This is a genomic window from Nannocystis sp. (assembly GCF_016714285.1).
In the GTDB taxonomy this organism is placed as follows: domain Bacteria; phylum Myxococcota_A; class Polyangia; order Nannocystales; family Nannocystaceae; genus Nannocystis.
Genome location: NZ_JADJNN010000001.1, coordinates 40971 through 54486, shown reverse-complemented (window position 1 = coordinate 54486; position 13516 = coordinate 40971). Strand labels below are relative to the sequence as shown.

The 13516-nt window shown below is 73.1% G+C and carries 11 protein-coding genes; all 11 read left to right on the top strand.

What is annotated here, in order from left to right:
• The 11 genes from IPJ59_RS00245 to IPJ59_RS00195 are packed head-to-tail and all read left to right on the top strand — an operon-like array spanning position 1 to position 13514.
• The gene (locus tag IPJ59_RS00245) at positions 1-1152 is read left to right on the top strand and encodes a CIS tube protein (protein ID WP_293269222.1); all 1152 of its coding nucleotides are present in this window, start codon (positions 1-3) and stop codon (positions 1150-1152) included.
• Positions 1152-1328, top strand: coding sequence for a hypothetical protein (locus tag IPJ59_RS00240; protein WP_293256635.1), 177 nt, complete (start codon positions 1152-1154; stop codon positions 1326-1328). Before IPJ59_RS00245 ends, IPJ59_RS00240 begins: the two co-directional genes overlap by 1 nt.
• Positions 1321-2394: a phage late control D family protein gene (locus tag IPJ59_RS00235; RefSeq protein ID WP_293256638.1), complete on the top strand. Its 1074-nt coding sequence runs from the start codon at positions 1321-1323 to the stop codon at positions 2392-2394. The genes IPJ59_RS00240 and IPJ59_RS00235 overlap by 8 nt, the downstream gene beginning before the upstream one ends.
• Positions 2391-3071 carry a phage baseplate assembly protein V gene (locus IPJ59_RS00230; protein WP_293269221.1) on the top strand — a complete coding sequence of 227 codons (681 nt, stop codon included), beginning with the start codon at positions 2391-2393 and terminating at the stop codon, positions 3069-3071. Before IPJ59_RS00235 ends, IPJ59_RS00230 begins: the two co-directional genes overlap by 4 nt.
• On the top strand, positions 3068-4003 hold the full coding sequence (locus IPJ59_RS00225) for a hypothetical protein (RefSeq protein WP_293269220.1): 936 nt from the start codon (positions 3068-3070) through the stop codon (positions 4001-4003). Before IPJ59_RS00230 ends, IPJ59_RS00225 begins: the two co-directional genes overlap by 4 nt.
• The gene (locus IPJ59_RS00220) at positions 4000-4389 is read left to right on the top strand and encodes a GPW/gp25 family protein (RefSeq protein ID WP_293256647.1); all 390 of its coding nucleotides are present in this window, start codon (positions 4000-4002) and stop codon (positions 4387-4389) included. Before IPJ59_RS00225 ends, IPJ59_RS00220 begins: the two co-directional genes overlap by 4 nt.
• Positions 4390-4395: 6 nt before the next feature.
• Complete coding sequence (locus tag IPJ59_RS00215) at positions 4396-6570, top strand: putative baseplate assembly protein (protein WP_293269219.1); 2175 nt, start codon at positions 4396-4398, stop codon at positions 6568-6570.
• A gap of 3 nt (positions 6571-6573) precedes the next feature.
• Entirely contained in the window at positions 6574-8694 is a 2121-nt protein-coding gene (locus tag IPJ59_RS00210; RefSeq protein WP_293269218.1) for a phage tail protein, read from the top strand.
• Between the two features lie 6 nt (positions 8695-8700).
• On the top strand, positions 8701-10068 hold the full coding sequence (locus IPJ59_RS00205; protein ID WP_293269217.1) for a hypothetical protein: 1368 nt from the start codon (positions 8701-8703) through the stop codon (positions 10066-10068).
• Positions 10061-12007 carry an ATP-binding protein gene (locus tag IPJ59_RS00200; protein ID WP_293256659.1) on the top strand — a complete coding sequence of 649 codons (1947 nt, stop codon included), beginning with the start codon at positions 10061-10063 and terminating at the stop codon, positions 12005-12007. Before IPJ59_RS00205 ends, IPJ59_RS00200 begins: the two co-directional genes overlap by 8 nt.
• Positions 12000-13514, top strand: a complete 1515-nt coding sequence (locus IPJ59_RS00195) for a hypothetical protein (RefSeq protein ID WP_293269216.1) — start codon at positions 12000-12002, stop codon at positions 13512-13514. Before IPJ59_RS00200 ends, IPJ59_RS00195 begins: the two co-directional genes overlap by 8 nt.
• The last annotated feature ends 2 nt before the right edge of the window (positions 13515-13516 follow it).

The following is a 13516-nucleotide window of genomic DNA, read 5'->3' as shown; positions in this document are numbered from 1 at the left end:
GTGAAAGCCTTCCTCGAGACGGTCGACGACAAGGACCTGATCTCGAATAAGATCGAGGTCCAGTTCAACCCGACCTCGCTGGCCCTCTCCCTCACCAACAACACCGACAGCCCCCGCTCCAAGGGCCTGCAAGCCAGTCAGTACGTCGGCCAGTCCGCCGCCGAGCTCACCCTCGAGCTCGTGTTCGACACCGCCGACGAGGGCACCTCCGTCCGCGACAAGACAGTGATCGTCGAGCGCTACCTCCTGCCCACGAAGGACAAGGAGGCCCCGCCCAGGCTGCGCTTCACCTGGGGCGAATTCATCATCGTCGGCAAGGTCGATCAGCTCAGCCTCGACTTCGACCTTTTCGCCGCGAGCGGCGTCCCCCTGCGCGCGAAGGCCAAGCTGAGCCTCCGCGAGCAGGACCCAAAGTGGGCCCGGGAGCCAACCAATCCTCCGGTCGCGCCGGCACCTGGCGGCGACAATGCTGCCGCAACCGGGGCTACCACGGTCGACAAGCACGCCAACCGCGTCGTCCAGGCGCTCGCCGGCGAGACGCCGCCCGAGTTCGCCGCCCGCGTCGGTCTCGACGCGGCTGCCTGGCGTGGACTCGACGCTCCGCTTGGCGAGAACCTGACCCTCGCGGCAGGCGCCCCGATCGGCTTCCGTGCCGACCTCAGTGTCTCCCCCGGCATCGGTGTCCGGGCCGGCGTCAGCGCCGGGCTCGACGCCACGCTCGCCGCCTCGCTCGGCCTTCAGGGAGCCCTCGGTGGCCTCGCGCTGGCGGCCGCTGGGGGCGTCGACGCGGCCCTGGCCACCGCCGCCGAGGCCCAGCAGACAGCCGCCGTGAAGGCGGCCCGGGCGGCCTTCGCCGCCCCCTCCGCCGTCGTTGCGCCCGCGACCGTCGATCGCACGCCGCTGCGGATCCGCGGTGCTCGCCCAGCCGCGCTCGCTGTCCAGCCGGCGTCACCCGACCCACGTGCGACCAGCTTTGGCCGCGGCGTGCCGCTGCGCGACCGCTTCCGCGACGACCTGCGCGACCGCCCGGACACCCGCCGAGATCCGACCCGTCCGCCGTGGGAGCAGCATTCGCCCACCCCATCCGCCGCGCCCTCCGGCGCTCCCACCTGCCGCTGCGCCTGCGCGTGTCGCTGCCAGGAGCGCCGCTGATGCCAGTACACATCGACGAGCTCCACACCGAGATCGAAGCCCGCGGCGGGGCCGAGACCCCCACCGATCCCGCGACCCGCGACCCGCGCTGGACGCAGGCCGACCGCGCCCGCAAGCAGCGACGCGACGATCGCTGGCGAAGCGAACGCACCCGCGCGGAGGGCCTCGATGACTGATGGTCTGTTCCACGCCGTGCGCCCGGTGCTGCGCACCCGCGGCATCGTGCGCGAGGAGCTCGGCCGCGATCTCATCCGCCTCGAGATCGAGGAGGCGACCGACGGCCTCAAGACACTGTGCGCCCGCTTCATCGCCGTGGGCCCGAACGACGAGCCCGCCTACCTCGACGGGACCCTCCTCGACTTCGGCCTCGACATCATCGTCTCGGTCGGTCCCACGAGCAGCGCCCGCACCGTCTTCCGCGGCACGATCAGCGCCCTCGAGGCGACCTTCGACGAGGCCGAGGCCCCCGAGGTCGCCGTCTACGCCGAGGACCGCCTGATGGACCTGCGCATGACCCGGCGAACCCGCAGCTACGACGCCATGACCGACGCGGACATCGTCCGCGAGGTCGCCAGCGCCCACCAGCTCGCCGTCGAGGTCGACATCGAGGACACGACCCACGAGGTCGTCCAGCAGTGGAACCAAAGCGACCTCGCCTTCCTGCGCGAGCGGGCCCGCCTGGTCCGCGCCGAGCTGTGGCTCGACGACGCCGGCACCCTCCAATTCAAGGCCCGTGACCGCCGCAGCGCTACCGAGCTAACACTCGTCCGCGGCGGCGCCCTGCTCGACCTCCACGCCCGCGCCGACCTCGCCCACCAGCGCACCGCCGTCCGCGTCAGCGGCTTCGACAGCGACGCCCGCGTCGCCATCGATGAGGAGGCCGACGACGCAGTGATCCGCGGCGAGGTCAGCCACGGCCGAACCGGCCCCGCGATCCTCCGCCAGGCCTTCGGCGAGCGCGTCTCCCAGCGCGCCCGCGAGGTCCCCCTCACCACCACCGAGGCCGCCGCTGTCGCACGCGCCGAGATGCAGCGCCGCGCCCGACGCTTCGTGCAGGTCCACGGCCTCACCACCGGCACCCCCGACATGATCGTCGGCACCCGCCTCACCCTCGAGCGCGTCGGCCGGCCCTTCTCCGGCGGCGGTTACCACGTCACCCGGGTCCGCCACACCCACGACCTCGCCCGCGGCTTCCGCACCGAGTTCAGCGCCGAGCGACCGACGCTCGAGGAGGGCGCATGAGCGACGACGTCCTGAGCCAGGCCCTCCCGCCCGACGGTGGTCAACACCGATACTTCGGCCTGTACCCCGCCCTCGTCACCGACCTCGTCGACCCACACGGCCGCGGCCGGGTCCAGGTCCAGTTCCCTGGCTTCGGCGACGCGGGCAAGGCGATGCGAGCGTGGGCGACCCTGCTGACCCCCTACGCCGACGACAACCAGGGCCTCTGCGTGCTCCCCGAGGTCGACACCCAGGTCGTCGTCGGCTTCGAGGCGGGCGACCCACGCCGGCCCTACATCGTCGGCGCCTGCTGGAATGGCAAAGAGAAGCCGCCGATCTCCGCCGATGCCGCCAACAACCTGCGTGTGCTCCGTACGCGCAGCGGCAGCCGGCTCGAGTTCGACGACACGGCCGGCGCGGCCAAGGTCACCCTGACGACCTCGGGCGGCCACCGCCTGGTCCTCGACGAGGGCAGCCAGGAGGTCACGCTCGCCCACCAGAACGGCGTCACGATCCGCCTCACCCTCGCCGGAGCGCTCGAGATCACCGCAAACACCAGCGTCGACATCACCGCCCCCACGGTCAAAGTCCACGCCGCCGCCACCAGCTTCGACGGCATCGTCACCTGCACCAACCTCATCGCCAGCGTCGGGGTGGTCGCGCCGACCTACACCCCGGGCGTGGGTAACCTGCTATGAGCGCGCGCCACCCCTGGATCCTCACCGGGCCGTGGTACCGCTGGCAACACCCGGGCGTAGCCGCGTCGGGCCGCCTCAGCGCCCCGGCGCTGCACGCCTTCGCCTCGCCGGGCTTCGTCGACGAGTTCCTCCGCGAGCCGCAGCGCTCCCTCGCCGACCGGCCTGACGACCACGCCAACTCCACTCGCAAGTTGTTCCTGGCCAGCCACCGCCGCTTCTACATCGTCGCCTGCGAGCTCCACTGCGACGCGCCCGGCTTCCCGGGCGTCGCCCGCGACCAGGTATGCGAGGCCGGCTTTGTGATCCGCAAGCACCAGCTCGCGCGGACCGGTACGCGGGCCACAGGTACGCGGGCCGTGGGCTGGATCCCAAACCACGAGCACCCCAATACCGGCGCCTGGATCGAGGTCGACGCGGCGCCCGACACCCGCTGCGACGAACAGATCCATCACCTGTTCCCGCTGGTCCCGCCGCCTGGCAACAACCATCACTCGGCTCACGGCCGCACGATCTTCTTCGCCGCGGTCCCCACCGGCAGCGCCGCCACGACCGCGGCGGGCACCCCTCGCTTCGACACCACGACCGCCCTCGAGATCCGCTGCTTCGTCCGCCGCCACCGCGACGGCTGCCCGCGCCGCAGCACCACCCCCGACTGCCACGGCGAGCTGGTGTGGAGCCGCCCCAGCGAACCATTCCGCATCGCCGCTCCCCTCGACGTCCAAGGCGTCCGTCACGATCCGGCGATGGCCAGGGCCGCCGCGCGCCTCTTCCTGCTGCAGCCCTGGCTCAAGGAGCAACTCGGGTCGCTCGCCCCGAAAAGACCGAACCTCGACGACGCCGCGATGACGACGATCACGAGCAACGCCAACATCGGCAGCGACCTCTCCCCACCCCTCGTCTACCGCGATCCCGTGGAGCCCCCGTCGCCATGACCACACGCGCCTTCCTCGGCAAAGGTTGGAGCTTCCCGATCGTCCCGGACCCGCGGACGCGCCTGCTCGCCTATCAGGACGGCGCCGAGAAGGTCCGCCAGTCGATCCTCCTGCTCCTCGAGACCGAGCCCGGCGAACGCATCATGCGACCCGACTACGGGTGCGGCCTGCGGCGCTACTTGATGCAGCCGAATGCCTCTGCGACCCGCGCCCTGATTGCCCACGACATCGAGCGGGCGCTCGCGCAGTGGGAGCCCCGGATCACCGTGAGCCGTGTGCGCGTCGAGCCCGGTGACGACCCCTCGCTCGTGCTCGTCGAGATCCTCTACACGCACGTCCGCGACGGCAGCCCCGGCAACCTCGTCTACCCGTTCTACCTGGAATAAGCCGTCATGCCGCTGCCACGACCGATCCTCGACAACCGCTCCTACCCCCAGATCCGGGACGAGCTCATCGGGCGGATCAAGGTCTACGCGCCAGAGTGGACCGATCATAACCCTTCGGATCCCGGCATCGCTCTGCTCGAGCTGTTCGCATTCCTCGGCGAGAACCTCCTCTACCGCTTCAACCAGATCCCCGAGACGGCGCGCCTCGAGTTCCTACAGTTGCTTCAGATCCCGCTGCGCCCGGCCCAGCCGGCCCGCGCCATCGTCGTCGTCACCACCGACACGCTCGCGGCCCCACTGGTCCCCGACGACAGCGAGCTGCGCGCGGGTGCTGTCGCTTTCACGGTCGCCACCGAGGTCCGCGCCCTCCCGCTCGAGGCCCGCGCCGTCGCCAAGGCCAAGAGCGACCCGCCTGGCCCCCAGGACGACGCCGAGGTCGTCGAGTTCTACCGGCGGACTCTCGATGCGATGCCCGCGCTCGCCCCGGGCACGACGCCCGCTTGCTATCAAAATGCCGTCGTCTCCGACGGCTCCGGCCCACCCGTCGACTTCGCAACCGCAGTCGATAGCACGCTGTGGCTCGCATGCCTGGCTGCCGGAAAGGCCACGCCGGACGCGGTGCGAACCGCCCTCGTCAGCCACAGCGAAGCCCCACTCGTCGCCAACATCGGCTTCATCCCCGACCCCGAGGTACCGATCGGCGCCGCCGTCGACCCCTGCCCCGGCACCGCGACCAGCAGCGGCGGACCAGCCGTCGAGTGGCAGATCGCTAGCAAGCTCGACGCCGACCGCCAGCCCACCTACCGCAGCCTCCGCGTGCTCGCCGACACGACCCGCGGACTCACCCAGGCTGGTGTCGTCCGCCTTGCGCTCCCCAAGGACCTCGACCAGCTCGGCACCTTTGCCCTCGACGACCCCGACCTCGCCGGCACCGGCCAGTTCCCGCCCGCCCTCGACGACGAGACCGCCGCGCGCGTTGTGCTGTGGCTCCGCGCCTTCCGCCCCGACGGCACCGAGCTCGGCAAGGTCGCCTTCATCGGCCTCAACGCCGCCGAGGTCGTCCAACAGCGTCCCGCCCGCGCCGAGTACCTCGGAACCGGCACCGGCCAGCCGCGCCAGCGCGCGGCGCTCGTCCACAAACCTGTCCTTTCAGGCAGCCTCACCCTCGAGGTCGAGGAGGACGGCGGATGGCGCCCCTGGCAGGAGGTCGACGGCTTCCACCATAGCGTCGAGGGCGACCGCCACTACACGCTCGACGCCGAGGCCGGCGAGGTCCGCTTTGGCGACGGCATTCATGGCCTGACCCCGCAGATCGGCCAGCGGATCCGGGCCCGCGTCTACCGGTACGGGGGCGGCATCGACGGCAACGTCGCCGCCGGCGCCCTCTCGCGGCTCGTCGGCGTACCCGGCGTCAAGGTCCGTAACCCGTTCCCCGCCAGCGGCGGCGCCGCGGGCGAGTCGATCGCCGAGGCCCTCGAGCGCATCCCCGGCGAGCTGCGTCGCCGCGACCGGGCCGTCACCGCCGGTGACTTCGCCGAGCTCGCGCGCATGACCCCCGGCGCCGACATCGGCCGCGCCGAGTGTCTCCCCCGCTTCTATCCGAAAACCCGACGCAGCGAGACTCCGGGCGTCGTCAGCGTCGTCGTCTGGCCACGCGAGGATCGCAAGCACCCGAACGCCCCGACCCCCGACCGCGCCACCCTCCGCGCCGTGTGTGCCCACCTCGACCGCCGCCGCCTCGTCACCACCGAACTCTACGTCATCCCGCCGACCTACCGCCGGATCGCCGTGGCTGTCGGACTCCAGGTCCAGCCCGGCCATGGCATCGAGACCGTGCGCCGCTGGGTCGAGCTCGCCCTGCGCCAGTACCTCGCGCCGCTGCCTCCGTACGGCCCGGGCGGACAGGGTTGGCCACTCGGCCGTCGCGTCCACGGACCCGAGCTCGAGGCCGCCGCCTTGCAGGTCGAGGGCGTCGAGTACCTCGAGTCACTCGCCGTCGCCGGCTGGGACGACACGAAGGGGTGGAGCCCCGGCACCGTCAAGCTCGCCCTCGACGAGGTCCCCGAGCTCGTCGAGATCACGGTCGTCCAGGGTCCCGCGCGCGAGCCCGGCGCGACCCTCGAGCCCGCCGCACCGACCGGCCCCATCGTCCCAGTCCCCATTGTCCGCGAGGAGTGCTGAGCGATGGACCTCTCGCGCCCCTTCGCCCTCCTCCACACCGAGGACCAGTGGCGCCGCGCCGCCCACGACGGCACCACGCTACAGCCAGGCACCGGCGCCGTCGAGCTCGCGTGGTCGCAAGCCGAACCCGCGACCTCCAGCACACCCGCCCCGCTCGCTGCGGGCCTCGCCTTCGACGCGCAGTGCCGACTCCACCGCAGCCTGCCCGAGGCCGGCCGCATCGAACGCTCGGCTCCCACCGGGCAGTCCTCCGCCGTCGTCGACCTGTTCGCCCCGCCAGCCCCGCCGCAGCCCGGCGACTTCAGCTCGGTCACCACCCCCATACCGGCCCTCGCGTCCCCCCGCGGGCTCGCCATCGACGACGACAACCGCCTGTTCGTCGCGGAGCATGGCAAGGCGCGGATCCTCGTGGTCGACCTCGTCGAACGCCGCCTGCTCCGCAGCATCAGCGTCGCCCCGGCCCGCCCCCTCGACCTCGCCTGCGACGGCCGCGACGTCTTCGCCGTCCTCGACCGTGCGCCCCATCTGATCCGCCTGACCGCGCGCACCGGCCCGTTCCCCCTGGTCCTCCCTGTACACGTGAGCGGCGCCCCGGCTCGCATCGCGCAGGACCGCAGCGGTGCGCTCCACCTCCTCACCGACGCCGGCACCCCGCTCGCCGCCGTCGCCTCGCTCGCGCTCGCCTACCAGACCCTGGCGATCCCCGGCGCCACCGACCTCGAGATCACCGCCGATGACGTCCTGGTGGTCGCCCGCGCTCCCGGAGCCGACTTCTCGCGCCACGCCCTTCGCCCTCACGGCCTCGAACCCCTGCCCGCCATGCGGGCCCGCGGCTACGACGGCCGCGGCATCGTCCGCACCCCCGCTGGCGCGATCGCCTTCTGGACCGAGCACGGCGTCCGCGAGGCCATCCCCGCCCGTGTCCGCTACGCCCGCAGCGGCCGCGTCACCAGCTTCCGCCTCGATGCCGGTGCCTACCAGGCCCACTGGGGTCGGATCTTCGTCGACGCCTGCATCCCCCCCGGCACCACCGTGCGCGTGTGTTGTGTGACCGCCGACGAGCCTCCCGACGACCTGGCGATCCCACGCACGCCTCCGGCCAACAACCTCGAGCTCCCGCTCCTGCGCCCCGACCTGTCGCCGCCGATGCCGCCCGCCTCGCTCGTCCCCGCCGACGACGCCGCGTACCACCCCCTGTACCGCCGCGCTGGCGGCCGCGAAGTCGCCTGGTCCGAGCCCGCCCCCCACGGCTTCGCCACCTACGAGGCCCCCGTCCTCGCGGCGCCCGGACGTTACCTCTGGCTGTTCCTCGCGCTCACCGGCGACGCTCGCTTCACCCCGCGGATCCGCAGCGTCCGCGTCGAGCACAGCGCCCACACCCTGCTCGATCGCCTGCCCGCCGTGTTCTCGCGCGAGCCCGAAAACGCCGCCTTCCTCGGCCGCTACCTGGCCCTCGCCGACGGCTTCCTCCACGACCTCGAGCTCCGCGCGCTCCACCGCCGCGCCCTGCTCGACCCCGCCGGCGCTCCCGACGAGTGGCTCCCGTGGCTCGCCGGCTTCGTCGGCCTCGTCCTCGACGATCGCTGGCCGGCCGCTACGCGGCGCGCCGTACTCGCGGAGGCGACCTGGCTGTTCCGCTATCGCGGCACCGTCCCCGGCCTCACCCGCTTCCTCGAGCTCTACCTCGGACGCCCACCGATCTTGCTCGAGCAATTCCGCCTCCGCGGCCACGTCGAGCTCATCCCCGGCCACGCCACCGCGGTCGTCGGCGCCGGTCTGCGCGTCGGCGGCAGCGACGACCGCGATCGCTTCGGCGACCACGCCCACCGCTTCACCGTCCTCGTCCCCGGCCACCTCAGCGCCGAACAGGAGACCATCGTCCGCCACATCCTCGCCGACCACCGCCCCGCGCACACCACCTTCGACCTCTGCACCCTCGCCGCCGGCATGCGCGTCGGCATCGGCCTCCACGCTGGCCTCACAAGCACCGTCGGCAACTCCGCCAGCTTCACCCCGCTGCAGGTCGGCGCCTCGGTCCTCGGCCGCGGCGTCGTCGTCGGCAGCCCGGGCCCCGCGACCATCCCCGGCGCCAGCCGCCTCGGCGTCGACACTCGCGTCGCCTGAACCCGCATGACCGCGTCCACCCACATCCACGCGCTCTCGGCCCGCTACATCGTCCCCCGCGGCGATCCCCGGGCCGCGCCCCGCCTGGGCCGCCTGCTCCGCCGCGTCCTCGACGAGGCCCTCGAGCCCGCGCTCGAGCGCGCCGGGGTCCCGCTCGACGCGACCGTCTGCGTCCGCTCGGTGGCCAGCCACGCCACCCTCGAGCTCCGCGCCTCCGACGACGCCCTCGTGCTCGCGTGGAGCCTCGACCTCTCGCACGCGATCGCCACCGCCGTCGACCGCGGCGCGGCCGACGTCGCCGTGTTCACGTCCCCGCACCACGCCCTCGTCGCCTTCGCCACCGACCTCGCCGCCGCCGACCTCACCCGCGCCTGGGCCTACCGCCAGCTCGGCTTCGGCGACCTCGCCCACACCAGCCCATCCGCCCGCGCCGATCTTCTGGTCCGTGCCCTCACGCAAACACCCTCCGCGATCGTCCCGATCCTCGTCGACCTCGCCCAGCGAGGCCGCCTCGCTTCCCTCGTCGCCCCCTGGACCCCCGCGCACTGGCACAGCCTCGCCCACGCCGCAGCCCATCGTCACGGCCTCGACCCGACCGCCCTACTCACCACGCCCACTGACCGACATGTCCCTTCGGACATCTCCTCCCCCAACGTCGCAGACGACAACTTCCTCACCCGCGCCCTCCTCGCCCTCGCCCTCCCACCCGGAGCCCACCAGGCCGCCGCATTCCTCGCCACCCTCGCCGCCGGCCCGACCACTTCACAGCGCCTCGCCAATCACGTCGACGCCCTCGTCCGTCGCCTCACGGCCCGCGCGGCGTGTCCCCCCCTGACACTCGACTCCTCTGCGCCCGTTGCCAGCGTCGACCGTCCGTCCGGCGCCACCGAGCTCGGCGGTCTCCTGTTCCTCGTCCACATCCTCGCCGCCCTCGCGCTCCCGACCGATCTAGCCGCCGATCCGACCTTCGCCCACCGCAGCCCGCGTTGGGTCCTCCATCGCCTCGCCCTCGCGCTGACTCCCGCCAACGACAGCGACCCCGCAGTCCTCGCGTTCGCCGGCCTCCCGCCCGACGCGCCCCCCCCCTCGCGCGACGAACCCCCAGCGACCAGCTCCGAGACCGACCGCCTCGACGAACTCGCCTGCCGGGTCACGGCAGCGCTCCACGTCCGCCTCGGCGAACCACTGCAACCTGCCTCGGTGCTCCTCGACTGGGTCTGTCGTCGCCCGGCCCGCATCGTCGCCGACCCCGGCTGGTTCGCCGTCCACCTGTCGCTCCGCCGCGTCGACACCGGCCTGCGCCGCGCCGGTCTCGACCTCGATCCCGACTTCGTCCCCTGGCTCGGCGTGGTCCTCAAGTTCATCTATGCCTGACCACGCCGCCACCCCGCGACCGAACCCGGACGGCGACACCCTCGCGGCCCGCATCGCCGTGCTAGCGAATCGCCTCGCCGACCGCCTCGCTGGCGCCGCTCTCGGCACCCCTGCGAACGAATTCCTGGCCCGCATCGCCGCCGAGCAACGTGCCCTCCCACCCGCACCAAACCCCGAGCTCGCCCGCCTGGTCGCCCGCCTCGGCCTCGACTCGCGGGACATCGACATCCTCGTCCTCGCCGGCCTCGCCGAGGAGCACGAGGGCTTCGCCAGCCTGTTCGCCCAGCTGCACCCGCGCAGCGACCCCTACCCGACCGTCGCCCTGGCCGCCCAGCTGCTCACCCCGGATCCCAACGAGCGCCCCGACCTCCTGCGCCGGCTATGGGGCTCACCAACGATCGACCACGCGCTCGTCGAGGTCGCAGGCACCGGCCCGTTCCCGACCCGTGACCTCCGACTCGGCGAGGCCCTGTGGCCCGCGCTCCACGGCATCGACGCCTGGCCCCGCGAGCTCGCGCGGAGCGACGACCCGATCGTCACCGCCGGCCTCGAGGAGTGGCTCGCCAGCCCGGACGTCGCCGCCGCCTGCACTGCCATCCGCGCCGACGCCCCCGTCCTCGTGCTCGTCCACGCCGACGACCCCGCCGTCGCCATCGCCCGCGCCCTCGCCCTCGTCCACGCCGCGGCCCGCCACCCGCGCCGCATCGACCTGTCCGAAAAGACAGCCTCACTCGCCCCCCTCGCCTGCGTCCACGCCCTGCTGCGCGCCTGCGTTCCAACCTTCACGCTCACCCTCGACGGCCCCAACCGCCCCGCCCTGCCCGTCCTGCGTCACCCCGGCGCCATCGTCCTCGCCGGCCGGCCCGACACGCCCGTGACCGGCGCGCGACGGACCGTCCTCCCGCTCGCCTGCACTCGCCTGCCCGCCGCCGCCCTGCGCCGCATGTGGACCCACGCCGCGCCCTCCCTCGCCGCCAGCGCCGACCTCCTCGCCGCCCGCTTCCCGCTCGAGCCCGCCGAGGCCCACGCCCTCGTCGCCAGCCTGCCCAACCTCGACCTCGCCACCGTCGCCGCCAGCGTCCGCGCCCGCGGCTGGTCGTGTGGCGGCGCCGGCATCAAGGTCGTCCAGCCGTCCGCGACCTGGCGTGACCTCGTACTCCCCGCGGACCACCTGCACGCGCTCCGCGACGCCGTCGACCGCGTGCGCCTGCAACCACGCGTGCTCGACGACTGGGGCTTCCTCGCCGGCCGCGCCGGCGCCCGCGGCGTCCGCATGCTGTTCTGCGGCCCGCCCGGCACCGGCAAGACCCTCTCCGCCGAGGTCCTCGCCCACGCCCTCGCCACCGACCTCTTCATCGTCGACGTCTCGCGCGTCGTCTCCAAGTGGATCGGCGAGACCGAGAAGAACCTCTCCGAGGCCTTCGACGCCGCCGAGCGCTCCCGTGCCGTCCTGCTCTTCGACGAGGCCGACGCCCTGTTCGGCAAGCGCACCGAAGTCGCCGACGCCCACGACCGCTACGCCAACCTCGAGACCGCCTACCTGCTGAGTCGCCTCGAGCGCTACGAGGGCCTGGCGATCCTCACCAGCAACCTGCGCCAGAACATCGACGCCGCGTTCATCCGCCGCATGGACTTCATCGTCGGCTTCGAGGCCCCCGGGCGCGACGAGCGGGCCGCCTTGTGGCGCTGTCACATCCCCGCCGACGCGCCCGTCGCCGCCGACGTCGCCTGGACCGAGCTCGCCAGCCTCTACCCCGTCGTCGGCGGCGTCATCCGCAACGCGGCCCTCGCCGCCGCCTACTTCGCCGCCGCCGACGACGCCCCGATCTCCCGCGCCCACCTCGTCCGCGCGCTCCGCCGCGAGTACGAGAAGATCGGCAAGGCCTTCCCCACCTCGCACGCCCCCCCGCACTCGCAAGGAGCACCTCACCGTGGCTGACCCCCTCGACTTCACAACATGCGCCGGCCAGGACGGCCGCTCCGACGGCGCCGCGGTCCCTCCGACGGACCCGTTCCGCGCCCTCCATGTCCACTACGGCATGCTCCTCGGCGTCGAGGACTTCGAGGCCATCGGCGCCTACCACCGCGGCAAGGGCTGGCTACACAACGCCTGGCTCCACCGCGAGGGCGTCGTCTGGGGCTTCGGTGTTTCCCGCAGCGGCCGCGAGCTCCGCGTCGACCCCGGCCTCGCCCTCGACGCCGTCGGCCGCGAGCTCCACCTCGATGTCCCCGCCTGCCTCGACCTCGCCGCCTGGTACGACGAACACAAGTCGCGCGACGACCTCGGCGCCACCATCGACCCCCTCGGCGCCGTCACCCTCCACGCCCACGTCGTCGCCCTGTTCAAGGTCTGCCCCGCGCGTGAGGTCCCGGCCCTCGCCGAACCGTGCAACGCCGGCGCCGGGACAGCCCCCTCGCGCCTCGTCGAGACCGTCGAGCTACGCCTGGTCCCCGGCCTCGCTCCGCCTCCGCCTGCCCCGCCGTACCACCGCCTCCGCCTGCTCTTCTGCATCGACGCGGCGCAGCTCGACCCGCTCGGCATCATCCTGCCCGCCGACCAGGAAGTCCTCACCGCCCGCGCAAGCATCCTCGCGCTCCCCCACGACCAGCAACCAGCCGCGACGCTCGTCGCGCTGCGCCGCTTCGCCGCCCTCGACGCCATCGACCTCCGCCCCGCCGCGACCAGCGACGATGAACTACAGGTCTGGACCCCCGCGCGACCGCCCGCCCCGCTGGTCCTCGCCAACATCCACGACCTCCGCCTCGTCCCGCTCGCGGACGGCACCTGGCAGGTCGACACCGCGACCGTCGATCCCACCATCCGCAGCACGCACATCGCCACGCGCACGATCCAGGAGCTCCTGTGCGGCCCATGCTGCGATGGCGCCCCCGCGCCGACGTCGACCCCCGTCACCTCGACGATCCCCGAGCCACCGGAGGTCCCCGAACCCCCCAAGGTCCCCGAACCTGGCCCCGAGGACGAGGACGACGAGCGCATCACCAGCGAGGTCGATCCGGCCTTGAACGACAACGTCGATCCGGGCCCGTTGCGAGACGCCACCGGCAAACTCCTCCCGCAGGATCCGACCCCCCGCCTCCCGGGCACACGCGACCCTGCCGTCCCGCCATCCATCGTCAGCGCCACGCTAAAGCCCAGCTCCAGCGGCCTGATCCTCACCATCGTCGCCGACCGTCCGCTCGCCCCTGCCAGCGTCACCCCCGCTGCCTTCTCGCTGACCGCCTTCGACCCAAACACCGGCTGGCGCAGCCTCAACTTCGGGCTCGCCGTGTCGAGCAACCACACCCAGGTGACGCTCAGCATCACCACCAGCCCGGTCCCGGCGCTCGTGCGCCTCGTGATCCATGGCGGCCCCACCCCGCTGCTGGATGCCGACCTCCGACCTCTCGACGACTTCACGCAGACATTCACCCAGGAAGGCGCGTAGCC

Coding starts and splice junctions, on each gene's coding strand:
- IPJ59_RS00240 (WP_293256635.1), top strand. CDS start 1,152: ATGCCAGTACACATCGACGAGCTCCACACCGAGATCGAAGCCCGCGGC.
- IPJ59_RS00235 (WP_293256638.1), top strand. CDS start 1,321: ATGACTGATGGTCTGTTCCACGCCGTGCGCCCGGTGCTGCGCACCCGC.
- IPJ59_RS00230 (WP_293269221.1), top strand. CDS start 2,391: ATGAGCGACGACGTCCTGAGCCAGGCCCTCCCGCCCGACGGTGGTCAA.
- IPJ59_RS00225 (WP_293269220.1), top strand. CDS start 3,068: ATGAGCGCGCGCCACCCCTGGATCCTCACCGGGCCGTGGTACCGCTGG.
- IPJ59_RS00220 (WP_293256647.1), top strand. CDS start 4,000: ATGACCACACGCGCCTTCCTCGGCAAAGGTTGGAGCTTCCCGATCGTC.
- IPJ59_RS00215 (WP_293269219.1), top strand. CDS start 4,396: ATGCCGCTGCCACGACCGATCCTCGACAACCGCTCCTACCCCCAGATC.
- IPJ59_RS00210 (WP_293269218.1), top strand. CDS start 6,574: ATGGACCTCTCGCGCCCCTTCGCCCTCCTCCACACCGAGGACCAGTGG.
- IPJ59_RS00205 (WP_293269217.1), top strand. CDS start 8,701: ATGACCGCGTCCACCCACATCCACGCGCTCTCGGCCCGCTACATCGTC.
- IPJ59_RS00200 (WP_293256659.1), top strand. CDS start 10,061: ATGCCTGACCACGCCGCCACCCCGCGACCGAACCCGGACGGCGACACC.